The 25,148-nt window shown below is 57.4% G+C and carries 19 protein-coding genes; 14 read left to right on the top strand and 5 right to left on the bottom strand.

Annotated elements, in window-relative coordinates:
• Nucleotides 1-100: 100 nt before the first annotated feature.
• The 3 genes from dnaA to gyrB all read left to right on the top strand — a co-directional run bounded on the left by dnaA (nt 101) and on the right by gyrB (nt 5,179).
• Nucleotides 101-1,432 (top strand): chromosomal replication initiator protein DnaA, encoded by a 1,332-nt coding sequence (gene dnaA, locus SKTS_RS00005; RefSeq protein ID WP_173058518.1) that lies wholly within the window; start codon nt 101-103, stop codon nt 1,430-1,432.
• A 190-nt stretch (nt 1,433-1,622) separates the two neighbouring features.
• Nucleotides 1,623-2,729 carry a DNA polymerase III subunit beta gene (gene dnaN / locus SKTS_RS00010; protein WP_173058521.1) on the top strand — a complete coding sequence of 369 codons (1,107 nt, stop codon included), beginning with the start codon at nt 1,623-1,625 and terminating at the stop codon, nt 2,727-2,729.
• A gap of 59 nt (nt 2,730-2,788) precedes the next feature.
• Nucleotides 2,789-5,179, top strand: a complete 2,391-nt coding sequence (gene gyrB, locus SKTS_RS00015) for a DNA topoisomerase (ATP-hydrolyzing) subunit B (protein WP_173058524.1) — start codon at nt 2,789-2,791, stop codon at nt 5,177-5,179.
• 102 nt (nt 5,180-5,281) lie between these two features.
• Here gyrB and topA read toward each other — a convergent pair whose 3' ends face one another.
• From topA to SKTS_RS00035, 4 genes are read right to left on the bottom strand one after another with little or no spacing between them, the layout of a single operon-like run.
• Entirely contained in the window at nt 5,282-7,555 is a 2,274-nt protein-coding gene (topA, locus tag SKTS_RS00020) for a type I DNA topoisomerase (protein WP_173058527.1), read from the bottom strand.
• A 51-nt stretch (nt 7,556-7,606) separates the two neighbouring features.
• Nucleotides 7,607-8,068, bottom strand: coding sequence for a Smg family protein (locus tag SKTS_RS00025; protein WP_244617397.1), 462 nt, complete (start codon nt 8,066-8,068; stop codon nt 7,607-7,609).
• A gap of 16 nt (nt 8,069-8,084) precedes the next feature.
• A complete protein-coding gene (gene dprA / locus SKTS_RS00030; RefSeq protein WP_173058530.1) occupies nt 8,085-9,194 on the bottom strand; it encodes a DNA-processing protein DprA in 1,110 nt (369 codons plus the stop codon).
• Nucleotides 9,191-10,465 carry a LysM peptidoglycan-binding domain-containing protein gene (locus SKTS_RS00035; protein WP_173058533.1) on the bottom strand — a complete coding sequence of 425 codons (1,275 nt, stop codon included), beginning with the start codon at nt 10,463-10,465 and terminating at the stop codon, nt 9,191-9,193. Before SKTS_RS00035 ends, dprA begins: the two co-directional genes overlap by 4 nt.
• A gap of 130 nt (nt 10,466-10,595) precedes the next feature.
• Here SKTS_RS00035 and def point away from each other — a divergent pair, with 130 nt between their 5' ends.
• The 10 genes from def to SKTS_RS00085 all read left to right on the top strand — a co-directional run bounded on the left by def (nt 10,596) and on the right by SKTS_RS00085 (nt 21,640).
• Nucleotides 10,596-11,099: a peptide deformylase gene (def, locus tag SKTS_RS00040; RefSeq protein WP_173058536.1), complete on the top strand. Its 504-nt coding sequence runs from the start codon at nt 10,596-10,598 to the stop codon at nt 11,097-11,099.
• Nucleotides 11,099-12,025, top strand: a complete 927-nt coding sequence (gene fmt, locus SKTS_RS00045; protein ID WP_173058539.1) for a methionyl-tRNA formyltransferase — start codon at nt 11,099-11,101, stop codon at nt 12,023-12,025. Before def ends, fmt begins: the two co-directional genes overlap by 1 nt.
• 58 nt (nt 12,026-12,083) lie before the next feature.
• Nucleotides 12,084-12,938, top strand: coding sequence for a zinc metalloprotease HtpX (gene htpX / locus SKTS_RS00050; RefSeq protein ID WP_198420401.1), 855 nt, complete (start codon nt 12,084-12,086; stop codon nt 12,936-12,938).
• Nucleotides 12,931-14,208, top strand: coding sequence for a 16S rRNA (cytosine(967)-C(5))-methyltransferase RsmB (gene rsmB / locus SKTS_RS00055; RefSeq protein ID WP_173058542.1), 1,278 nt, complete (start codon nt 12,931-12,933; stop codon nt 14,206-14,208). The genes htpX and rsmB overlap by 8 nt, the downstream gene beginning before the upstream one ends.
• Nucleotides 14,171-14,746 (top strand): DUF4390 domain-containing protein, encoded by a 576-nt coding sequence (locus SKTS_RS00060; RefSeq protein ID WP_173058545.1) that lies wholly within the window; start codon nt 14,171-14,173, stop codon nt 14,744-14,746. Before rsmB ends, SKTS_RS00060 begins: the two co-directional genes overlap by 38 nt.
• A gap of 248 nt (nt 14,747-14,994) precedes the next feature.
• On the top strand, nt 14,995-17,121 hold the full coding sequence (locus SKTS_RS00065; protein WP_173058547.1) for a sensor histidine kinase: 2,127 nt from the start codon (nt 14,995-14,997) through the stop codon (nt 17,119-17,121).
• Nucleotides 17,122-18,390, top strand: coding sequence for a sigma-54-dependent transcriptional regulator (locus tag SKTS_RS00070; protein ID WP_173058550.1), 1,269 nt, complete (start codon nt 17,122-17,124; stop codon nt 18,388-18,390).
• Between the two features lie 69 nt (nt 18,391-18,459).
• Nucleotides 18,460-19,836 (top strand): Trk system potassium transporter TrkA, encoded by a 1,377-nt coding sequence (trkA, locus tag SKTS_RS00075; RefSeq protein ID WP_173058553.1) that lies wholly within the window; start codon nt 18,460-18,462, stop codon nt 19,834-19,836.
• On the top strand, nt 19,833-21,290 hold the full coding sequence (locus tag SKTS_RS00080; protein WP_173058556.1) for a TrkH family potassium uptake protein: 1,458 nt from the start codon (nt 19,833-19,835) through the stop codon (nt 21,288-21,290). Before trkA ends, SKTS_RS00080 begins: the two co-directional genes overlap by 4 nt.
• Nucleotides 21,287-21,640, top strand: coding sequence for a tetratricopeptide repeat protein (locus SKTS_RS00085; RefSeq protein WP_173058559.1), 354 nt, complete (start codon nt 21,287-21,289; stop codon nt 21,638-21,640). The genes SKTS_RS00080 and SKTS_RS00085 overlap by 4 nt, the downstream gene beginning before the upstream one ends.
• A gap of 7 nt (nt 21,641-21,647) precedes the next feature.
• On the opposite strand, the gene polA is transcribed toward SKTS_RS00085, so the two are convergent.
• Complete coding sequence (gene polA / locus SKTS_RS00090; protein WP_173058562.1) at nt 21,648-24,341, bottom strand: DNA polymerase I; 2,694 nt, start codon at nt 24,339-24,341, stop codon at nt 21,648-21,650.
• A gap of 19 nt (nt 24,342-24,360) precedes the next feature.
• Here polA and SKTS_RS00095 point away from each other — a divergent pair, with 19 nt between their 5' ends.
• Nucleotides 24,361-25,089, top strand: coding sequence for an LOG family protein (locus tag SKTS_RS00095; RefSeq protein WP_173058565.1), 729 nt, complete (start codon nt 24,361-24,363; stop codon nt 25,087-25,089).
• Nucleotides 25,090-25,148: the final 59 nt, after the last annotated feature.

Consider the following 25,148-nt stretch of genomic DNA (forward strand, 5'->3'; position numbering starts at 1 on the left):
TGGATAAGTCCAGCCATTCGGACTACAATACTTAGTCATTAACCGGCTTAATATTATTTTAATATGCCGGCTTTAACTGTATACAGCGTCTAGGCATTCAATGGAAACTTTCTGGCAAGCTTGTCTGAGCCGTTTTGAGCAAGAGCTTACCCCGCAGCAATTCAATAACTGGATTAAACCCCTCCGCTTCGTATCAGGCCCCGATTTCATGAGGATCGAGGCCCCCAACCGTTTTATCGTGCAATGGGTAAAGGACAAATTTCTTAGCCGCTTCGAGGAAATGGGCGAGGCCCACTTCTCACGACCGATACAATTATCCTTGGTTGTTGCGGAAAACAAGGAAATTAAAGAAAACAAACCATTGCCCGTAAAATCCGTACCAACCCCTGTAGCACGCTCGGGCAGAAGCGAAAAATCGGGGCTCAATCCTTCATTTACTTTTGCCAACTTCGTCACAGGCAAGGCAAATCAACTTGCCCGGGCTGCGGCTTTGCAAGTGGCCGAAAACCCGGGTACCGCATATAACCCGCTGTTCGTTTATGGCGGTGTCGGTCTGGGAAAAACCCACCTGATCCAGGCTATAGGGAATTACGTCCAAGAACAGAACAGTAATGCAAAAATAAGCTATCTGCACGCAGAACGCTATGTTTCAGACGTTGTGAGGGCTTACCAACATAAAGCTTTCGATGATTTCAAACGCTACTATCATTCCCTCGATTTGTTGTTGATTGACGACATCCAGTTCTTCAGTGGAAAAGCGCGTACGCAGGAAGAATTTTTCTATGCTTTCAATGCTCTCATTGAGAGCAAGAAACAGGTGATCATTACCTGCGACACCTATCCCAAACAAATTTCAGGCATGGAAGATCGCTTGATTTCACGCTTCGGATGGGGCCTTACGGTTGCGATCGAGCCTCCGGAACTAGAAATGCGCGTGGCAATCCTGCTCAAAAAAGCGGAAATGGAAGGCTTCCATCTGGATGACGATGTAGCTTTTTTTATTGCCAAACAGATTCGTTCCAATGTGCGCGAACTTGAAGGCGCCCTCAAAAAGGTCATTGCATATTCCCGCTTTACCGGACACGCAATTGGCCTGGATCTCGCCAAGGAAGCCTTAAAAGACTTGCTGGCAGTACAAAATCGTCAGATCTCGATAGAAAACATACAGAAGACGGTCGCTGATTATTACAAAATCAAAGTTGCCGAAATGTATTCCAAGAAGCGCTCTCGAAATGTTGCGCGTCCTCGTCAGGTTGCCATGGCACTGGCCAAGGAATTAACTCATTTGAGTTTTCCGGAAATTGGAGATGCTTTTGGTGGTCGCGATCATACGACCGTCATGTATGCTTGTCGCAAAATTGAAGAACTTAAAATAAGTGAATCAGGAATTACACGAGATATCAGTGTGTTATTACAAGTGTTGAGAAGTTGAACAAGCTGTGAGTGAATTGTGCGTAAGCAGGGTGTTTGAGGCGCTCAAGAAAACAATTCACAAACTACGCACATCCCATGCAACGATTTATACAGGCTTTTAGAACTTAGTTATCATATTGAAAATTATAGATATTACTGTCTTATACAAAATACTGTCAGTGCTTATCTATTAGTATCAGGATATATATATGTTATTTATTAAAATAAACAAGGAAGAATTCCTTAAACCGCTGCAGGCAGTTGCCGGTATCGTGGAGCGACGGCACACCCTACCTATTCTGTCGAATGTGTTAATTCAGAATGATGATTCCGGTCTCTCTTTCATCGCCACCGACCTCGAAATTCAGATAACTGCAACCTCCCCTAGCAGTGGAAGTGTTGAAAACAGTGCAATTACCGTTTCCGCAAAAAAACTGCAAGATATCGTGCGAGCTCTTCCCGATAACGCAGAGATAACCTTCGATAGCAAGGATAGTCGCTTACAGCTAAAGGCGGGGAAAAGCCAATTCAATCTGCAAACCTTACCTGCAGATGACTTTCCAAAACTGGCACTGTCAGACGAGGAGGTATCTGAAATCTCCCTGCCACAGTCCACGCTGAGACATTTGTTTAACCAGGTGCAATATGCCATGGCCCAGCAGGACATACGCTATTACCTTAATGGCCTGTTGATGGTACTTGAGCCGGGCATGATCAAGGTTGTGGCAACTGACGGCCATCGGCTTAGCCTGGCGGGCATGGAAGTGCCATCGATCCAGCAAGCGGCGGAGGCGATTCTGCCGCGCAAAACGGTAACTGAACTCATCAAGTTGCTCGCAGATGTCGATGATGAAGTAAAAGTGCGACTAGGGAAGAATCTGGTCACCTTCAGTTTTGGCAACATCAACCTGGTTTCGAAAGTAATCGAAGGGAAGTTCCCTGACTACAACAAGGTTGTGCCGATCAATTACCAGAATCATGTTTTGCTGGATCGCCTTACCCTGCTTAGGGCCATGCAAAGAGCGGCAATTTTGTCCAACGAAAAATTCCGTGGTGTTCGGCTGGTTCTTACGCAAAACAGCTTGCGGGTAATCTGCAATAACACGGAACAGGAAGAGGCCGAGGAAGAAATTGAAATCAATTACACTAGCGAACCGCTGGATATTGGTTTTAATGTAACGTATCTGCTGGATGTCCTGAACAACATTGCGACCAGCGAAGTTGATTGCGCCTTTGGCGATCCGAACAGCAGCTGCCTCATAACGGTACCAGGGGATGACCGTTTCAAATACGTCGTTATGCCGATGCGCATCTAACCCGCGCGAAAACCCCTGACCGTGTAGAAACCGGTTCCACGTGAAACCATGAGAAGAATATGAGCGATTACAATTCTGATAGCATCAAGATATTGAAAGGACTGGATGCTGTGCGCAAGCGTCCGGGCATGTACATTGGCGACACAAGTGATGGTACCGGCTTGCACCATATGGTATTCGAGGTAGTCGATAACGCTATCGATGAAGCCCTGGCTGGTCACTGTGACGACATACACATCATTATCCATGCCGACAGCTCGATTAGCGTGGTGGATAATGGCCGTGGCATTCCTACCGATATCAAGGATGATGACGAGTTCAAGCGCTCTGCAGCTGAAATTGTGATGACCGAACTACATGCGGGGGGAAAATTCGACGCAAATTCCTACAAGGTTTCCGGCGGGCTTCACGGGGTTGGCGTCTCCGTGGTCAATGCGCTGTCGGAATGGCTAAAGCTCAGAATCTGGCGCAATGGCAAAGCGCACCAGATGGAATTCCGTCACGGCGTGGCTGTTGAACCCTTGAAAGTGACTGGCGACAGCGAGCGCAAGGGCACGGAAGTTCATTTTATGCCCAGTACCGAGACCTTCGGCAATATCGAATACCACTACGACATTCTGGCCAAGCGCTTGCGCGAGCTTTCGTTTCTCAATAACGGCGTCAAAATCGAACTCATCGACCAGCGCGACGGCAGGAGTGAAAATTTTGCATTCTGCGGAGGGGTAAAGGGATTCGTTGAGTACGTAAACCGCACAAAAACGGTTCTCCACCCCAAAGTGTTTCACGCCGTCAGTGAAAAGGACGGCATCACGGTGGAAGTGGCGATGCAGTGGAACGATTCCTATGCGGAAACCGTGCAGTGCTTCACCAACAACATTCCTCAACGGGATGGAGGTACCCACCTGACCGGCCTGCGCAGCGCCCTGACCCGTACCCTCAATAACTACATCGAGCAGAATGACATCGCCAAGAAGGCCAAGGTTGAGACCAGCGGTGACGACATGCGCGAAGGTCTGACCTGTATTTTGTCGGTCAAGGTGTATGAACCGAAATTTTCTTCCCAGACCAAGGACAAACTGGTGTCCGGTGAAGTGCAACCGGTCGTGCAGGAGATTGTGGCGAACAAACTGGCGGAGTTTTTGCTGGAAAATCCGTCTGACGCCAAGATAATTACTGGCAAGATCGTTGAGGCGGCGCGGGCGCGCGAAGCCGCGCGCAAGGCGCGTGACATGACACGCCGCAAGGGTGTTCTCGATGGAATGGGCCTGCCTGGCAAACTGGCCGATTGCCAGGAAAAAGACCCCGCCTTGTCCGAGTTATACCTGGTGGAGGGAGACTCTGCAGGCGGTTCCGCCAAGCAGGGACGAGATCGTAAGTTCCAGGCTATTTTGCCGCTCAAGGGCAAGATTCTGAACGTCGAGCGCGCGCGTTTTGACCGGCTGATTTCCTCCCAGGAAATCGCCACCTTGATCACCGCCCTGGGTACCAGTATAGGCAAGGACGAATACAACCCGGAAAAGCTTCGCTATCACCGCATCATCATAATGACTGACGCGGACGTCGACGGCTCGCATATCCGCACCCTGCTGCTGACTTTCTTCTACCGTCAAATGCCAGAACTGGTGGAGCGCGGTCATATCTATATCGCACAGCCTCCCTTGTACAAGATCAAGCACGGCAAGCAGGAGCGTTACCTCAAGGATGAGCACGATCTCAAGCAATATCTATTGCAGCAGGCGATGGCCGATGCAAAGCTGATTACGCAATCCGGCGCCGAACCCTTAAGCAAGGAAGCGTTTGAAGAGATCGCCAAGGAATACCTGCTTTCTGAAGCGGTAGTCGATCGCCTGGCGCGGGTAATCGACCGCGAAATCCTGCAGGCTCTGCTCAAGAATGTCGTGCTTGACCTCTCCAGCGCAGCGGCCGCCGAGATCAGCGCACGGGGCCTGGCACAGCTTCTGCCGGTGCCGGAGTATGAGGTAAGCAGCCAATATGATGAGCGTAACGAAAGCTACCGTCTGGTGGTTCGTAAGCAGGTTCACGGCAATATACAGGTAAGCCAGATTGACCAGGATTTCGTCGAAGGCGGAAATTACGCCCAGTTGCGCAAAACGGGACAGGTGTTGCAGGGTTTGCTGGGCTCAGGTGCCCATGTCAGACGAGGAGAACAGCAGCAACCAGTGACTGAATTCAAACAGGCTTTGGATTGGCTTCTGGAGCAGGTAAAAAATGGCGTTTCCGTCCAGCGTTATAAAGGCTTGGGCGAAATGAACCCGGAACAATTGTGGGAAACCACGATGGACCCGAGCGTGCGGCGCTTGCTTAAGGTGCAGATTGACGACGCCATTGGGGCCGATGAAATATTTACCACCCTCATGGGTGACCAAGTGGAGCCACGTCGTGCGTTCATCGAAACGAATGCACTTATTGCGCGAAATATAGATATATAAGATCGTTTCAAGCCACTAAAAGAAAAAAGCCCTAGTCAGGGCTTTTTTCTTTTGCGAGTAGACCGCAGGTCAGGAGGGACCGATAACCACGCTAGCCAAGGATTATTCGGGTGCGGCGACCTGCTCCACAAAGCCACATTCCTTTTGCGGACAAACCTTCTCCGTTCCGCGCCGTTTGGTGATCTTGATGGTCAGAATGGGCCAGCCGCACTTGGGGCAAGGTTCATTGATGGGCGGGTTCCAAGTAGCATATTTGCACTTCGGGTAGCAGTTGCAGGAATAGAAAAGCTTTCCATAACGGCTCTTACGCTCGATCAGAGTCCCTTCCTTGCATTCAGGGCATGTCACGCCGGTGTCTTTGGGTTTTTCTAGGGGCTCGATGAATTTGCACTTAGGGTAGCTGGTGCAGCCGATGAACTTGCCGTACGGTCCGACCTTGATAACCAGCTGGCTGTTGCATTGTGGGCAGAGACGATCTTCAACGATGACAGGCTGAGTGGTTTCACCCGGTTCGCCATCGACGTTGCGCGTGTAGTCGCATTCAGGATAGCCGGAACAGCCGATGAATTTGCCGCGCTTGCCGAGGCGGCTGGTAAGGGGTTTACCGCATTTCGGACAAGCCTCGTCCAATATCTCAACACCAGGCCGATCCACGTCTTTTTTCTCTGCGATTTGCTGGTTGAACCCGGTCCAGAACTCATCCAGTACAGGAATCCACTCTCGTTTGCCCGTTGAGATCAGGTCCAGTTCATCTTCAAGTTTGGCGGTGAAATCGTAATCCACATAACGCGTGAAGTGTTCGGTGAGGAATTTGTTCACCACTCTACCAACGTCCGTGGGTATGAAGCGTTTCTTGTCCAGGAGCGTATATTCGCGCGCAATCAGGGTGCTGATGATGCTCGCGTAAGTCGATGGGCGACCGATACCGAACTCTTCCAGTGCCTTTACCAGGCTCGCTTCGGAGTATCGCGGGGGCGGCTGGGTGAAATGTTGTTCGCCGGCGATCTGGTCGATGGCGACCTGTTCGCCTTTTTCCAGTGGCGGCAGCTTGCTTTCACCCTCTTCCTCGCTGTCATCCTCGCCTTCCTGATATACCGCAATATAGCCGGGGAAGACCATGGTCTGACCAGTCGCGCGAAACAGGTTCTCTTCGCCACCCACGGCAAGATCCAGGCTGACGGTATCAAACTTGGCGGGGCTAATCTGGCATGACAGGGTGCGCTTCCATATCATTTCATAGAGCTTTGACTGATCGGCGGTCAGGAACGGCTTCATTTCCTGTGGGGTGCGCAGGATCGAGGTCGGGCGCACGGCTTCGTGTGCCTCCTGCGCATTCTTTGATTTGTTTTTGTAACTTACGGCAGCCTTGGGCAGATACTCGGCACTGAAATTACTGCCAATATAGGCTCGGATTTCCTCGAGCGCCTCGTTGGCGAGGCTGACAGAGTCGGTACGCATGTAGGTGATCAAACCCACCGTGCCGCCACCGATGTCGATACCTTCATACAGTTGTTGCGCCACCTTCATGGCTCGATCGGTGGAAAAGCCCAGTTTGCGCACCGCTTCCTGTTGCAGTGTCGAGGTCGTAAATGGAGCCGCGGCCTGGCGTTGTTTTCGCTTCTTTTCTACCTGGATTACGGTTGCATGGTCGTTGCCGGCAGTGAGATGTGCGACGATGGCAGACTGCTGTTCGGCATTGGTAACGCTGAACTGCGTGAGTTTTTCCCCCTTGTACTGGAATAGCTTGGCGTTGAACTTCTGGCGCCCTTTATGGCTGTCCAGGTGGATGCTCCAGTATTCCTGGGTTTGGAATTTCTCGATTTCCAGTTCGCGTTCGACAATCAGGCGCAGTGCCGGGCTTTGCACCCTGCCTGCGGAAAGGCCGCGCCGGATCTTGCGCCACAACAGCGGCGAGAGATTGAAACCCACGAGGTAATCGAGTGCACGCCGTGCCTGTTGGGCATTGACCATGTCCATGTCGATGTCGCGGGGCTCCGCGACAGCGGCCTGGACCGCGGACTGTGTAATTTCATGGAACACTACGCGTTTAAGTATCTTGTTTTTGAGCAGTTTTTTGCTTTTAAGAATTTCTGCCAAATGCCAGGCGATGGCTTCTCCTTCGCGGTCCGGGTCGGTCGCGAGGTAGATGGTATCGGCTTCTTTGACTGCCTTGGCAATTGCATCAACGTGCTTGGAGTTGCGCGCGATGAGTTCGTATTTCATGGCGAAATCGTGAGCGGTATCCACCGCGCCCTGCTTCGGCACGAGGTCGCGTACGTGGCCATAGGAGGCGAGCACCTCGAAATCTTTGCCCAGATATTTCTTCAGGGTTTTGCCTTTGGAGGGCGATTCGACGATCAGGAGAGTAGATGACATAAGGGGCTATTGCGCTGAAGGTGGCGTCAGCTCTGTATTAGAGGTTATGAGTTAGTGCATTTGCGGCGTGTTGTCGCCGAACAGCAGGTCTTCGATGAAGAGGTAATCTTCCGCCGCGCCTTGGCTCCACAACACGATGAGTACGATCCATTTTACTTGTTCGAGGCCCACATCACGGTCATTTAAAGCCAGAATACGGTCGATCACCCACTCCCGTTGCACCGGGTTGAGAATTTTGGAGACCTCGAGGAAGGTGAGAAATCCGCGACTCTCCGAGTCAATTTTTTTCTGCTCGATATCGGCGTAAATCCGAGCGGATGTACTGTCTGCCATGCTGTTCGGGTATGGGGAGCTGGATAATGTTTCCAGCCCGTTTAGCCAGTCGAAGGCTAGATTGATTTCCGTGCTGTCAAAACCGGCGGCCGACAACTCCTGCTCCAGCGTGCCCTGGTCAGGGTGAAGGTCTGCTTCGAAATAATTTTCGAACAGATAGACGAGAATGTCGAACATCATGTTTTGGGTTGGCCTTTTAATCTGGCGTACTAATATGGTTGCAACTCTGGAACAAGCCACCCGGCAGGCTGCTCACTTGGCCCGCTAATTCCATCGATAACAGGATGGCGCAAACGCTATCACTCGTCAAGCCGCTACAGGCCACCAGTGCGTCGATCGCGATCGGGTCGAAGCCAAGGCAGTGCCTCAGTCGCTTTTCGTTTTCGCTCGTTGCAGAGGTGGGCTGGCAAGGGGAAATCGTGGACGCCGCGGCAGGGTACCCGAATTCGTCGAGTATGTCCTGCGCGTTCTCTACCAGCTTGGCCCCCTGCTTGATCAGAAAATGACACCCTTTTGCCAGGGGGGAATGTATCGAGCCGGGGATGGCGAACACATCCCGCCCCTGTTCAGCGGCCAGTCGCGCGGTAATCAGGGAGCCGCTCTGCAATGCTGCTTCTATCACCAGGCATCCCTGGGAAATGCCGCTGATGATGCGGTTGCGGCGGGGGAAGTTTTGTGACTTTGAGGGCGTTCCGATAGGGAATTCCGATACCAACGCGCCGTTTTGTGCCAACTCGTGAGCCAAATCGCGGTGGCGTGCAGGATAGACGATGTCGAGCCCGGTTCCTACTACAGCGATGCTGCTGGCAGCTCCTTGCAGGGCACCCCGGTGCGCTGCGCCGTCGATGCCGAGAGCCATGCCGCTGACGATGCACAAGCCGCTGTCGCTGAGAAAGCGCGCAAAAGTTTGTGCATTGGTGAGCCCTTGGGGGGTGGCGTTGCGGCTGCCGACGATGGCGAGGGCGGGCTGATTGAGTAAATCCCGCCGTCCTTTGACATACAAAAGGGGTGGCGGGTCGGGTATTTCCAACAGGCCGCGTGGGTAATCAGTGTCGGCCAGGGTAACGATGTGGTTACCTGGCTCTTCCAGCCACCTCAGAGTAGGAGCGACGGCGTCTTGATCTGGGCCGGTAGCGATGGCACGAGCGATGGGAGCGCGCACCACCTTTTCCAGTGCACCGGGCCGAGCCGCAAAGATTTTTGCAGGTTCACCGAAGCTCTGCAGCAGGCTCCGGTATGTTTCACCCCCCAAGCCCGGGATCAGGCTCAGGGCAACCCACTGTGAAGAGTCTTGGGTGCTACTCAAGGATTCTTGACGACATCCAGCAGGTAAACTGGCCGGCTGGAACTCATGACCAAGGCATACGAAACCCGGTTGAATACACGGTAGACAAAAATAAGACCGGTGCGCGAGTCAGGCAGGGTAACTGCATCGGGCCTTTCAGTACGGCAATGCAAGGTGTAGACGTCCTTGGGATTGAAGGTTTGGCCAAAGCTGACCTTTGCGCCCGGTTTCAGGCAGCCGATATCGGTGTAGATCACGCTTCTTGCAGCAGCATCCGCGGGAGACTTGCAGGGTTCGAGCGTATCCTTGGGATCGTAAAACTGGTCGAATTTGATGGATTGGTCTTCCTTCACGCATTCCCTGTCCACATAGCGCCAGGCTTTCTTGCTGGTGTTATCGCTAGTGGGTTGGACGGTGCGGCCCTTGCGGTAAACCGCCAGGACGTTGCCCTCCTCAAGTCCGTCTTTACTACCTTTGTTGATAACCACAGTTTGGTATTTTGCTGCTTCGTTACTCGGACCATAAGCAGAAATGATGCTGCCGTTGATCGATTTCGTCGGTGCATGCGGCACAGCCTGTAACACGCGGTTCGGCGTACTCGGCATCAGGCGGTCATCGCGGCGCGCTTCCTGAACAGCGCGGGTGATTTCCAGGGTCATGACGTCGTCGCTCTGTACTGTTCTGGACTCGCCTATATATTCCGATTCATATCCGAGCGTTTCCTCGGTGTCTGGATCGATAAGTGCTTTCCCTTTGCGGAAAATGCCCCAGTTTCTGGTTTCGCTGTCCTTTGCGGCACCGTTGGCATAGATCTTGTCCCCTGGCCCTATGATGTTGCGTTCATCTTCAGTGCCGACAATATAAGGAGCATCGTCCAACGTATCGCCATCAAGAATCAATGCTTGGGTCAGGAACGGGCCAATTGCGGAGGAAGGGATTGGCGGTATGGCCTGCGATTCGAGCGATTCGGCGCGGACGCGCGGGCTGAGTTTTTCCGTTCGTTCCCCCTTGAGCAAGCGCAGGTGAGGCGACCCGCCCGTCATGTCAAGAACGATCTTGTCGCCAGGGTAGATCCAGTGAGGATTTTTGATCTGCTCGCGGTTCATTCTCCACAGCTCGGGCCAGCGCCACGGATCCTTGAGAAAGCGCGACGAGATCCCCCACAGGGTGTCACCTTTTACGACCGTGTATTGCTGGGGTGGATTGTCCTGAAGTTTGATTTCATCGGCCCCAACCAGGGAGGAAATGAAGCCGGAAAGGGAAAGCACAGCTATAATGATGGGCTTACGCATAGGGCGCCTCGTTCTTGTGAAGAACTTTTCTGGTCGTATCATAATCAGAAGTTCTGTATGGCCAGCCCGGCTGGCCGGTTTAAGGTTTAAGTTAAATTCTGCATGTAATTAATTAAATAGGCAAGCATTTATGGCCATTTTATCGATCCTGCATTATCCCGATCAGCGCTTGCATACCGTGGCCTCTCCGGTGCAGCAGGTCAATGCCGAAATCCGCAAGCTGGTGGATGACATGGCGCAGACCATGTACGCCGCGCCCGGCATCGGCCTTGCCGCGACCCAGGTGAATGTGCATAAACAGGTGATCGTGATCGACATTTCCGAGAAACACGACAAGTTGATGGCCTTGATCAATCCCCAGATCATTGCGCGCGACGGCGTAGCGGAGCGCGAGGAAGGATGTTTGTCGGTGCCGGGAATTTATGAAAAGGTCAGCCGTGCGGAGCGCGTTACCGTGGCGGCGCTGGATCGCGATGGAAAACCTTTCAAGCTTGATGCCGAGGGCTTGCTGGCGGTATGCATACAACATGAAATTGACCATCTGCAGGGTAAAGTGTTTGTTGAATACCTTTCCCGCCTCAAGCAGACACGGATCAAGATCAAAATGCAAAAGCTGCAGCGTGAGACCATGTAATGCGACTGATTTTTGCCGGTACGCCGGAATTCGCCGCACAGGCGCTGGACGCCCTGATCGGTGCCGGGCATGAAATCGCGCTAGTACTCACTCAGCCGGACCGCCCCGCCGGGCGGGGAATGAGTCTTGCTATGAGTGCGGTGAAACAGCTGGCGCTTAAGCATGACTTAACGGTACTCCAGCCCGCCAGCCTGAGGGAGCCGGAAATCCAGGCACAGCTCGCCGCCGCTGGAGTGGAAGTCATGGTCGTAGCGGCGTACGGCTTGATTTTGCCTCAAGCCGTGCTCGATATTCCTTTGCGCGGTTGTCTCAACATCCATGCCTCCCTGCTGCCGCGCTGGCGCGGCGCGGCGCCGATTCAGCGCGCGATCCTGGCCGGAGACGCGGAAACCGGCATCACCATCATGCAGATGGACGAGGGGCTGGATACCGGGGCGATGTTGCTCAAGTTCCCCGTCCCGATCATGGCGGACGACACCGCCGAGACCCTGCACGACAAACTTGCGGTACTGGGTGGCGACGCCATCGTTGCCGCACTGTCTCAGTTGCAGGTCGACGTATTGGGCGCACAACCCCAGGATGACCGTCTCGCCACCTATGCCGCCAAGCTGACCAAGGCGGAGGGTAAGCTTGACTGGGGACGTTCGGCGCATGAACTGGAGCGCGCGGTTCGCGCTTACAACCCATTCCCGGTCGCCCAGGCGGCGTTCAGGGGCGTGACCTGGCGCATCTGGCAGGCGACGACGTCGAGTGAGCGCGGTGCGCCGGGGGAAGTCCTGCGCGCCGACAAGGATGGCGTGCTGGTGGCCTGCGGCGAAGGGGCGCTGCTGCTGCAGGGGGTCCAGAAGGCCGGAGGCAAGCGCTTGCCGATGGCGCAGTTTCTGCCGGGCAATCCGGTAAGGGCGGGCGAGCGTTTCGATGCTTGAATTTGCCGCGCATCCCCCCATTTTGGGAATGGGTTAATGTCGAACTTCAGGAACTGACATGTTGGAAAACTGGTTCAAGACTACCATTCTGATGGCGGCCATCGTGGCCCTGTTCGGCGTGATTGGCGCGGCTTTGGGCGGCCAGTCCGGGATGCTGCTCGCGCTGCTGTTCGCCGGGGGCATGAACGTTTGGGCCTACTGGTTCTCGGACCAGGCCGTTCTCAAGATGTACAACGCCCGGGAAGTGGATGAATCCAGTGCGCCGCAGTTTTACCGCATGGTCCGCGAACTGGCCCACAACGCCGGCCTGCCCATGCCGCGCGTGTATGTGATCGACGAGGATCAGCCCAATGCCTTTGCCACCGGGCGTGATCCACAACATGCGGCCGTGGCGGCCACCAGCGGCATCATGCGCGTCCTGTCGGAACGCGAACTGCGCGGCGTGATGGCTCATGAACTGGCCCACGTCAAACACCGGGATACCCTGATTTCCACCATTTCCGCCAGTATCGCCGGCGCCATTTCCGCCATCGCCCAGTTCGGCATGTTCTTCGGCGGCAACCGTGACGGCGAGCGCAACGTAAATCCGGTGCTGGCGATCCTGATCATGATCATGGCGCCGATCGCCGCCGCCCTGATTCAGATGGCGATCTCGCGCTCGCGCGAATTCGAGGCGGATCGCGGCGGAGCTGAAATTTCCCGCGATCCGCGCGCGCTCGCCGCCGCTCTGGAGAAAATTCACCGCTATGCGCAGGGGCTGCCCATGGCGGCTGCCGAGCAACACCCGGAAACGGCGCAGATGATGATCATCAACCCGCTCTCCGGCGACGGCATCAAGAGCCTGTTCAGCACCCACCCTGCTACTGAAGAACGGGTCGCTCGCCTGGTGGCGATGGCACAGTCCGGTGCTTGACGCGCAGCGGCTCGCCGCCTTGGCGGTCGCCCAGGTTCTGGCCGGGCGCAATCTCAATCAGGTGCTGCAGAAAGAACTTGCGCGTCATCCTCAACTGACGCCGCAGCAGCGCGCGATGCTGCAGGACCTGAGTTACGGCACGCTACGCCACTACGGCACGCTGCAGGCGGTCCTCGGCGCCTTGCTGCAAAAACCGCTGCAGGACGAGAGTATTCGCGCCCTGCTGCTGGTGGCGCTATACCAACTGGCCTATACCCACACCCAGTCCCATGCCGTGGTGGACCATGCGGTGCGGGTCACGGTGCAGGCGCTGCGCAAAACTTCCGCCAAGGGGCTGGTCAACGCCATCCTGCGCAATTTCCTGCGCCGCCGCGAGGCATTGCTGGCCGATGCCGCGGCTGCCGGCGAGGAGGCGCGCCATGGCCACCCCCAGTGGTGGATAGATAAATTGCGTTCTCAGTACCCGCAGCAGTGGGAGGAAATCCTCGCCTGCGGCAACCAGCACCCTCCTATGGCGCTGCGCGTGAACCGCCGTTTGGGCAACGCGCAAGCCTACCTGGACCAGCTTTCCCAGGTCGGTATCGTGGGGCGTGCCTTGGCGCAGAGCGGTATCCTGCTGGAGCAGCCGGTTGCCGTGGACAGATTGCCGGGCTTTTCCGCCGGACAGGTCTCGGTGCAGGATGGAGGTGCGCAGCTTGCCGCCAGCCTGCTCGACGTGGCTGACGGCATGCGGGTGTTGGACGCCTGTTCTGCGCCGGGCGGCAAGACCGCGCATTTGCTGGAGCTGGCCGATCTTGACTTGACCGCTCTGGATCACGACAGCAAGCGACTGCAGAAAGTGGAACAGAATCTGCGTCGTCTTGGATTTAAAGCCGAATGCCTGGTCGGTGATGCCGCCGAGCCACAGAAATGGTGGAACGGCAAACCCTTCCAGCGCATTCTCGCCGATGTGCCATGCAGTGCTTCCGGCGTGGTGCGCCGTCACCCGGACATCAAGTGGCTGCGTCGCGAAAGCGACATCGCCCAGTTCGCGGCGCAACAGGCGGCTATATTGGATGCGCTGTGGCGTTGCCTGGAGCAAGGTGGTAAATTGCTCTACGTGACCTGTTCCGTATTTGCCGAAGAAAACAGCCGGCAAGTCGCGGCCTTTCTGCAACGCCATGGCGATGCAGAATTGCTGCCCTTGCCAGGCCGCGCGGAGCAGGACCTGCAACTCTTACCCGATCAAGAACATGATGGCTTTTATTACGCCCTTCTCGCCAAACTTTAGAGTTTTTGTCGCCGCGCTGCTGCTGGCCTTTGCTGCCGGGGTGCACGCCGAAAGCGGGATCCAGGTCAAGGCGGCCGAACTGGATCTGGAGGAAGAGGTTTACCAGCTCAAGGCCGATTTCGAGGTGAATTTCAGCCAGGCGGTGGAGGACGCCCTGAACAAGGGCGTCCCGCTCAATTTTACGGTCGAATTCGAGCTCAACCGGCCGCGCTGGTACTGGCTCGATGAAAGCATTGCCAGCGCCCAGCAGCAGATTCGCATCAGCTATCATGCCCTGACCAAGCAATACCGCCTGCAGGTGCATGAGCAGCAGCAGAAGTCTTTCGCCACCCTGGCGGAGCTGAAGACGGAACTGGGCCATATTCAGGAGTGGAAGGTGGTGGAGCGCGCCCAGCTGCGCAAGCGATACAGCTATGAAGCGCGTCTGCGCATGAAGCTGGACTTGTCCCAATTGCCGAAACCATTGCAGGTAAACGCCCTGACCTCCAAAGACTGGAATATGGAATCCGACTGGTATCGCTGGACTTTGACACCCTGACCTACAAACCTGAAAACGGCGGTTGACCGCTCCATTAGGTGCCTAATGTAATGAATTTAATATATTTCTTCTTAAACCACAGGTTCGCCTGTTTGGTGAAACCGCTACGAGTTGGATTGCACGATCTTTGCGGTGCATGGCGGTGTTGCAACTCCTTGGAATGGAATGACCATTTCGCGTCGTTGCGTCTTGCCCTGCACCGCAAAGATCGCACACTCCAACCCGTTCAACTACCGTTTCCAGGTTAAATGAAATATGTAGTATTTCTGGCGGTTGCATTAGGTACGGTACTGCTTTTCCTGTTGTCCCGTGCCAGTAGCAACACCGCCGCCTTCTCCCAGAACTACACCCTGTTGTTGGTGCTTAACCTCGGTGTGGCGGTTTCGCTGATGGGGTTGATCGGCTACCAGCTTTGGGTGTTGTGGAAGAAGCTCAAGGCACGGGTATTCGGCACCAAGCTCACGCTGCGCATGCTGTGGATGTTTGCGCTCATGGCGCTGCTGCCGGGCACGCTGGTATATGGCGTGTCGGTGCAGTTTCTCAGCAAGAGTATCGAATCCTGGTTTGACGTGCGCGTCGACAATGCGCTGGAAGGCGGCCTGAGCCTGGGCCAGAGCGTGCTCGACAACCTGCTCCAGGACCTGGTGAAAAAGGGCGAGGTGATGGCCTTGGCTTTGGCGGAGAATCCTTCCAGCGACCATCTGACCCAGCTCAACCGCTTGCGCGAACAGGTCGGGGTGCAGGAGGCAACGCTGTTCAGCGGGCGCGGCAAGATGCTGGCAACCGCAAGCAGCGAACACAGCAGTTTCCTGCCGGAGCTGCTCACCGCCGCGGTCCAGCGCCAAGTGCGGCAGCAGCAGCCGTACACCGAGATCGAGACGGTTCCCGGCAAAGGTCTGTATTTGCATGTCGTGGTGCCCGTCAACGTACTGACCCTGAGCGAAGACATGCGCATTCTGCAGTTGATGCAGCCGGTGCCAGAGCGGCTGTCCAAGGACGCCGAAACGGTGCAGGCGGTGTACCGCGATTACCAGGAACTGTCCTTTTCGCGCCAGGGGCTCAAGCGAATTTACGGCATGACCCTGACCCTGACCCTGCTGCTGGCGCTGTTGTCGGCGATCGCACTGGCTTTCGTGCTGTCGGAAAAGCTTTCCGCCCCGCTCGGCCTTTTGGCGGAAAGCACGCGCGCCATCGCCAAGGGGGACTTTACCCAGATCAATCCGGTGCAAAGCCGCGACGAGCTGGGCGCGCTGACCCTTTCCTTCAACCGCATGACGCGCCAGCTGGCCGACGCCAGCGCGGCGGTGGAGAAAAAACAGCAGCAACTCGAGGGCGCCAAGATCTATCTCGAAAGCATCCTCGCCCACCTGTCGTCCGGCGTGCTGACTTTCGACGAGAAATTCCACCTGCGCGCCGCCAATCCGCGTGCCGGCGAGATACTGGGGTCCGACCTGAGCGCTTTGCGCGGACTGCCGTTGCCGGCCTGGGGTAGCCGTGAAATCGCATTGCAGCCCTTGGCGCATGCCGTGGCCGAGCAATTCGAGCTGTCCACCGACAAGGAATGGCGCAAGCAGATCGAGTTTTCCAGCCCGACTGAAAATCGCATGCTGCTGGTACGCGGAACGCATTTGCCGGGCACGGTCGACAACGGTTACGTGGTGGTATTCGACGATATAACCCATTTGCTGCAAGCCCAGCGCGATGCGGCCTGGGGCGAAGTGGCGCGGCGCCTGGCGCATGAGATCAAGAATCCGCTCACTCCCATTCAGCTTTCTGCGGAACGGCTGGAACACAAACTGGCGGACAAGCTGAGCGCGCCGGATGCCGAAGTGCTGACCCGTTCCACCCAAACTATCGTGAATCAGGTTGCTGCGCTGAAAAGTATGGTGGATGCCTTTGCCGAGTATGCGCGCTCGCCGCAGCTCAATTTGCAGGCTCTCGATCTCAACCAGCTGGTGCGCGAGGTGCTGGCCCTTTATGAAAGCTCCGGCGCGCGCATCGAAGTGGCGCTGGCGGGCGACCTGCCGCTCATAAACGGCGACGCCACACTGTTGCGCCAGGTGATGCACAACCTGCTGCGCAATGCCGAGGACGCTCTGTCGGGCGCGCCCCAACCCGAGATTGCCGTGCGTACCGAGAAGGATGGCAACCGGGTGCGGTTTACCATCGCGGACAACGGCAGCGGCTTCCCAGAGCAGCTCATGGGCCGCCTGTTCGAGCCCTACGTCACCACCAAATCCAAGGGCACGGGCCTGGGGCTGGCGATAGTGAAGAAAATCGTGGAGGAACATCACGGCATGATCCAGGCGCAAAATATCGAACCACATGGGGCGCGCGTGAGCATCCAGTTTCCTTGTTCAGGAGAAGCGGTCTAAATGAATACCAACCAGATTCTGGTGGTGGATGACGAGGCGGGCATCCGCGAACTGTTGCGCGAAATCCTGGAGGACGAAGGCTATCAGGTGCGCCTCGCGGAAAATGCCACGGCGGCTCGCGCCGTGCGTGCCGAGGGCCGTCCGGACATGGTGTTGCTCGACATCTGGATGCCGGACAGCGACGGCATCACCCTGCTCAAGGAATGGGCGAGTTCCGGCCTGCTCACCATGCCGGTGGTGATGATGTCGGGCCACGGCACGATCGACACGGCGGTAGAGGCGACGCGTATCGGCGCATTCGATTTTCTGGAAAAGCCGGTGGCCTTGCAGAAGCTCCTCGCCACGGTGAAACGTGCACTGAAACGCGGCGAGGCTGATTTCCGCGGCGGCCTTGGCCTTTCCAGCCTGGGCAACAGCGCCATGATCAACGAGTTGCAGAAGCGCCTCGAGCAGGTAGCGAACCTCGCCACCCCGCTTTTGTTGCTGGGCGAAAAGGGAGCCGGCGCCGAACTGTGCGCGCGTTTCCTGCACCAGGCCAACACGCCGCTGGTCGTGCCGGAAACGTCGGTATGGCTGGCGGAAGACCCGCTCGAAGTGCTCGAACAGGCACGCGACGGCGTGCTGTTCGTGACGGAAATCGCCACCCTCAACAAGCTCGAGCAGAAGGGTCTGCTCTTCGTGCTGGGCCGGCTGGAAAAAAGCAATGTACGGCTGGTATGCGCCGCAAGCGAGCCGCTGCCGTTACTGGTCGAGGAAGGTCGCTTCGATGCAGGCCTGTTTCAGGCGCTGTGCGGACTGACTTTGAGCGTTCCCGCGCTGCGCGAGCACCGCGAGGATGTTCCCGAGCTTGCCAACCGCATTCTGGCGCAATATGTCGAAGCCAAGGAAGCGCCCCCGCGCCATTTCAGTGTGGCTGCGCTGAACGCGTTGCGCAATGAAAACTGGCCGGGCAACCTGCCACAGCTCAACAACGTGGTGAAAACGCTGGCCCTTACCAGCCTCAACGAGGAAATCACGCCTCAGGACGTGAACCGGGTGCTGGCCCAGTTTGCCACCCCCGCCGTGGCAGAAACGCTGCCCGGACTGCCTCTCGACCTGCCCTTGCGTGAAGTGCGTGACATGTTCGAACGCGCCTATTTCGAGCACCATATTGCCAAGGCCGGGGGCAATATGAGCCGGGTGGCCGAGAATGTGGGTCTGGAGCGCACCCATCTGTACCGCAAGCTGAAGCAACTCGGGGTCCGGTTTTCCCGCAAGACGGAAGAGTAGCGCTGCCGGTGATGCTGGCATGGAACGGGCTAAAATCGGGCCTTTCCGACATACGTGGAGGGTGCGCAAGTGAAAATCGTGATTCTGGGCGCCGGGCAGGTCGGTGCGTCGGTGGCGGAAAACCTAGTGCGGGAGTCCAACGACATCACCGTGGTGGACATCGATCCCGCCAAGCTGCAGATCCTGCAGGATCGCTTCGATCTGCGCACCGTGCATGGCTTTGCCTCGCATCCCGAAGTGCTGCGCCAGGCCGGCATGGAAGATGCCGACATGCTGTTGGCCGTGACGCAGAGCGACGAGGTCAACCTGGTGGCCTGCAAGCTTGCCCACACCCTGTTCAATACACCGACCAAAATTGCCCGTATCCGTTGCACCGAGTATCTTGCCCATGAAGGATTGTTTTCCCCCGAGAACTTCGCAGTGGACTACATCATCAGCCCGGAAGAGGTGCTGACGGACTACATTCGCAAGCTGATCGAATACCCCGAAGCCTTGCAGGTACTGGATTTTGCCGATGGCAAGGTGCGTTTGGCTGCAGTGCGCGCATTTCACGGCGGCCCGCTGGTGGGGCGCGAGTTGCAATACCTGCGCAAGCACATGCCCCACATCGATACCCGCGTGGCGGCGATTTTCCGCCAGAACCACCCCATCATTCCGGAAGGCAAGACGGTGATCGAGGCGGGGGATGAATTGTTTCTAATTGCCGCGGCGGAAAATATCCGCGCTGTGATGCGGGAAATGCGTCGTCGCGACAAAGCGGCCAAGCGGGTCATGATCGCGGGCGGGGGCAACATCGGCCGGCGCCTGGCCAGGAGCCTGGAGCATCAGTATCAGGTCAAGCTCATCGACCACAACAAGAAAAACAGCGAGCGCCTTGCCGCCGAGCTGTCCAGCACCCTGATCCTGTTCGGGGACGCGACAGACCCGGATCTGCTACAGGCGGAAAACGTTGAAGACATGGACGTTTTTTGTGCGCTTACCAATGACGACGAAAACAACATCATGGCCGCCCTGCTGGCCAAGCGTATGGGCGCGCGCAAAGTCATCGCCCTGATCAACCGCAGCGCCTATGTGGATTTGGTGCAAGGGGGGCAGATCGACATTGCCATCTCTCCTGCCCAAGCCACCATCGGCAGCCTTCTGGCCCATGTCCGGCGTGGGGATATGGCGGTGGTCCACTCCCTGCGGCGCGGCGCGGCGGAGGCGCTGGAGGCTATTGCCCATGGCGACGCCAAGACGTCAAAAGTAGTCGGCAAGCGCGTGGAACAGATAGACTTGCCGCGCGGCGCCACGATAGGCGCCGTCGTTCGTGGCGAAGAGGTGCTGATCGCCCACCACGACACAGTGATCGAGAGCGAAGACCATGTCATTATCTTCGTGGTGAACAAACAAATGATCTCCAAGATCGAGAAACTGTTCCAGGTTGGCATCGGGTTCTTCGGATGAAAAAGGTTCTTCCCATCGTTCATGTGCTGGGCCTGGTGACCATGTTGTTCAGCCTGACCATGCTGGCGCCGTTGATGGTGTCCTGGGGGCTTAAGGATGGCGCGGTCTCCGCCTACGATGAATCTGTTGCGGTAACCTTTATCTCCGGGTTGATTGCCTGGGCAGGGACCAATCGTTTCAAGCGCGAACTCAAGATTCGCGACGGTTTCCTGCTGGTAGTGCTGATCTGGTCTTCCCTGGCGGCCTTTGCGACCATTCCTTTGTTGGTTCAGATCCCCGACCTGAGCTTTACCGACGCTTACTTCGAAACCGTGTCCGGACTTACCACCACTGGCGCGACGGTGCTTTCCGATCTCGACAAACTCCCGCCGTCGATCAATTTCTGGCGCACGGAGCTGGTCTGGCTTGGCGGCATGGGGCTCATCGTGCTGGCCGTGGCGGTGTTGCCGTTGCTGGGTATCGGCGGGCGACAACTGTACAAGGCGGAAACGCCGGGGCCGATGAAAGACAGTCAACTGACCCCGCGCATTACGGAAACAGCCAAAGGCTTGTGGCTGGTGTATGCCGCCATTACACTGGCGTGTATCCTGTCCCTGCGGGCGGCAGGGATGACCTGGCTGGATGCGGTGATGCACGCCTTCTCCACCATGGGTCTGGGTGGCTTTTCCTCTCACGATGCCAGTTTCGGCTACTTCAATTCACCGTCGATCGAGGCTGTCACGATCGTGTTCATGCTGATTGCCGGCATCAATTTCGCCACCCATTTCATGGTTTGGCGCGGCAAGAGCTTCGCCCCCTATCGCCGTGACCCCGAGGCCGGACTGTTCCTCGGCGTAACGCTGACCAGCGTGCTCGGCATCGCTTTGTATCTGTGGCAAATGGGGGTCTACCCCGATTTTCTTACGGCGCTGCGTTTTGCCAGCTTCAATACGGTGTCCATCGCCACCACCACCGGTTTCGCCACCACCGATTTCAACCAGTGGCCGATTTTCGCACCATTGTGGATGCTTTTTTTGAGCAGCTTCGCTTCCAGTTCCGGCTCCACCGGCGGCGGTATCAAGATGATCCGCGCCCAGTTGCTCTACAAGCAGGTGTACCGGGAAATGAAAAAGCTGCTGCACCCGGACGGGGTCGTGCTTACCAAACTGGGTGGCCAGGTCATTCCGAACAAGATTATTTACGCCGTGCTGGCATTTCTCTTCATCTATGTGGCGAGCATCGTGTCCATGACCCTGGTGCTGACCGCCTCCGGGCTTGACGTGATCAGTTCCTTCTCCGCCGTGGTGGCGTGCATCAATAATACCGGGCCGGGCCTGAACCAAGTGGGTCCGGCAACGACATTTGCGGTGCTCACGGACTTTCAGACCTGGGTGTGTACCTTTGCCATGTTGCTGGGGCGCCTGGAACTGTTTACCCTGCTGATCGTGTTCACCCCCGCTTTCTGGCGCAAATGAGCCTTCCCATCATTCAGAACCTGGAAAAAATGCTTGCTTCCGGCAAGGACAGCGCCCTGCTCCGCTTCAGCCTGGGTAACGAATACCTGAAACTTGGCGAGCCCGAAAAGGCGGCGAGCCATCTGCAACATGCGGTCGCGCTTGATCCCGGCTACTCGGCGGCGTGGAAGCTGCTGGGCAAGGCGCTGGTGGCGGCCGGGCGCCAGGAAGAAGCGCTCGGCGCCTACCGACAGGGCATCGCGGTTGCCGAGAGCAAGGGCGACCGGCAGGCGGTCAAGGAAATGACGGTGTTTGCGCGGCGTATCGAAAAGCACTTGGGCGCGTCGACCGACGGCCCGGAAAGCGAATAGTCCCGGCCTAGTGCGCCTGTTCCCAGTTCGCCCCCTCGCCTACCTCGGCGACCAGCGGGACCGCCAGCCTGGCGACGCCGGCCATGAGGCGCGGCAGCTCGCGCCGGACCTGGGCCAATTCTCCCTGCGGCACTTCCAGCACCAGTTCGTCATGCACCTGCATCACCAGCAAGGTCTGCATCTTCTCCTCCTGCAGCCAGCGGTGGACGGCGATCATCGCCAGCTTGATCAGGTCGGCGGCCGTGCCCTGCATCGGCGCATTGATCGCGGCGCGCTCGGCGGCCTGGCGGCGCTGGCCGTTGGCGGCGTTGATCTCCGGCAGCCATAAGCGGCGGCCGAATACGGTCTCCACGTAGCCCTGCTGTTTCGCCATGTCGCGGGTGCGTTCCATGTATTTGGCAACGCCGGGGTAGCGCTCGAAGTAGCGCTCCATGTAGGCCTGCGCCGCGCCGCGTTCGATATTGAGCTGGCTGGCCAGGCCGAATGCCGACATGCCGTAAATCAGGCCAAAGTTGATCACCTTGGCGTAGCGTCGCTGTTCCGAGGTCACTTCCAGCGGCGTGCAGGCAAAAATCTCCGCCGCAGTGGCGCGGTGGATGTCCTCCCCGGCCGCGAAGGCGCGCAGCAGGTTGGCGTCTCCCGAGAGGTGGGCCATGATGCGCAGCTCGATCTGGGAATAGTCGGCGGACACGATTCTGCTTCCGGGCGGGGCGATAAAGGCCTCGCGGATGCGCCGTCCCTCCTCGCTGCGTACCGGGATGTTCTGCAGGTTGGGGTCCGAGGAGGCCAGCCGTCCGGTCACCGCCACGGCCTGATTGTAGCTGGTGTGCACCCGGCCGGTGGCGGGGTCCACCATGCGCGGAAGTTTGTCGGTGTAGGTGGATTTCAGCTTGGCCAGGCCGCGGTAGTCGAGCAGGATTTTCGGCAGCGGGTAATCCAGCGCCAGTTGCTGCAGCACGTCCTCGTCCGTGGAGGGAGCGCCGCCGGGGGTTTTTTTCTTGACCGGCAGCCCAAGCTGGCCGAACAGGATTTCCTGGATCTGTTTCGGGGAGTTGAGGTTGAAAGGCTGTCCCGCCAGTTCGTACGCCCGCTGTTCCAGGGTCAACATTTTTTCGCCCAGCGTGCGGCTCTGTTCGGCGAGCAGCTTGCTGTCGATCAGCACACCGTTGCGTTCCACGTGAAACAATACCTGCGAAACCGGCACTTCGATCTCGCGGTAAATGAATTCCAGACGGGCGTTGGCGCTGATCTGGGGGTACAGGTTGTGATGCAGTTGCAGGGTGATGTCGGTGTCTTCCGCGGCATAGGTCGTCGCGGTGTCGAGCGCCACCTCGTCGAAGCCGATCTGTTTTGCCCCCTTGCCGGTGACTTCGGCGTAGCTTATCGTCTTGACGCCGAGGTGGCGTGAGGCGAGCGCATCCATGTCATGCGTTTTATGGCTTTCCAGCACGTAGGATTGCAGCAGCGTGTCGTGGACGATGCCCCGCAGGGCGATGCCGTGGTTAGCGAAAATATGGCTGTCGTACTTGAGGTTTTGCCCCAGCTTTGGCTTGGCGGGGTTTTCCAGCAACGGCTTGAGGCGTTGCAGCGTTGTTGCGAAGTCCAGCTGTGGCGGCACCCCGGCATAATGGTGCGCCAGGGGCAGGTAGGCCGCGTGATGCGGTTCGATGGCAAAGGAGATGCCCACCAGTCTGGATTGCATGGGCTCGAGGCCGGTGGTTTCGGTGTCGAGGCTGACCAGTTCGGCCTGCTCCAGGCGGGTCAGCCAGTGTTCCAGGTGACTTTGGTCGAGGATGGTTTCATAGCGGGGCTCGGGGCGCTCCACTGGAACGACCGGGGCGGGTTCGTGAGCGCCGACGGCCGGCAGCTCGCGCAGCCAGGTCTTGAATTCGAGGCGCTCGTACAGTTCGCGTAGCCGGGCGTTGTCTTGCGGTCCCGCGGTCAGCTGCTGCAGGCTGACCGGCAGGGGGACGGCGCAGCGGATGGTGAGCAGTTCGCGCGCCTTGGGCAGCCAGTCCAGCGTATTGCGCAGATTCTCGCCGACAGCGCCGCCGACTTCCTGGGCGTGGGCCACCAGGTTGTCGAGGGTCTGGTACTGGCTCAGCCATTTTACGGCGGTCTTGGGGCCGACCTTGGCCACGCCCGGGACATTGTCCGCGCTGTCGCCGATCAGGGTCAGGTAGTCGACGATGCGCGCCGGGGGCACGCCGAATTTCGTTTCGACGCCGGATTCGTCCAGCGTTTCGTTGGACATGGTGTTGATCAGGCTGACGTGCCGGTTCACCAGTTGGGCCATATCCTTGTCCCCGGTGGAAATCACGGCGCGCATCCCCTCCTCCGTCGCGAGCCTGGATAGCGTGCCGATGACATCGTCCGCTTCCACGCCTTCCACTGCCAGCAGCGGCCAGCCCATGGCGCGGATGGCGGCGTGCAGCGGTTCGATCTGCGCGGCGAGGTCGGGCGGCATGGGGGGGCGGCGCCCCTTGTAGTCGGGATAGAGTTCGTCGCGGAAGGTCTTGCCTTTTGCGTCGAACACGCAGGCGCTATAATCCGCCTGGTAATCCTGATGCAGGCGGCGCAACATGTTGAGTACGCCGTAGATGGCGCCGGTCGGCTCGTTGTGGCGGTTGCGCAGATCGGGAAGAGCGTGGAAGGCGCGATAAAGATAGGAAGAAGCGTCGACCAACAATAGTGTTTTCATAAGCGAGAAAGAATACTCAATGAGTGCAGCGGAAAAACTACCCAAGCCCCTCGACCCAGACCTCCTGACGCAGGGTTATTCGGCGCGTGAGTCGTGGCGGGTGTTCGGGATTATGGCAGAGTTCGTCGAATCCACCGAGCGTCTGAGCGCCATCCGCCCTGCGGTGAGCATCTTCGGCAGCGCCCGTACTCCCTCGGATCATCCCTATTATATGCTGGCCGAGCAGATCGCGCGGAAGCTCTCCGATGCAGGCTTTGCCGTCATTTCCGGCGGCGGCCCGGGGATCATGGAGGCGGCCAACAAGGGGGCATTTTTCGGCGCGTCCCCCAGCATCGGTCTGAATATCCAGCTGCCCCACGAACAGCATACCAATCCCTACCAGGACATCAGCCAGACCTTCCGCCACTTTTTCGCGCGCAAGGTGATGTTCGTCAAGTTCGCTACCGCCTATGTCGTAATGCCGGGCGGTTTCGGCACCCTTGACGAACTGATGGAGGCGCTCACCCTGGCGCAGACGGGAAAAATCCGGAAGATTCCCATCATCCTGGTCGGCGAGCCATTCTGGCGCGACCTGCTGACCTGGTTCCGCACCACGCTGGTACGGGAAAAAGTGATCAGTGCGGAAGATCTGAACCTGATCCAGGTGATCGACGAACCGGATGCGGTCGTGGAGGCCATTTTCCAATATTACGAAACCAGCGGCTTCGAGCCCTCCCCTGCGGAACGGGAAATTCAGCTCAATCTTTAAAGAGATCTTTAAGAGATGCTTATCCGCTGGGGCGGCAAGCGGTATAATCCGCCTTCAAT

Origin of the sequence: Sulfurimicrobium lacus, from assembly GCF_011764585.1 — a bacterium.
In the GTDB taxonomy this organism is placed as follows: Bacteria; Pseudomonadota; Gammaproteobacteria; order Burkholderiales; family Sulfuricellaceae; genus Sulfurimicrobium; species Sulfurimicrobium lacus.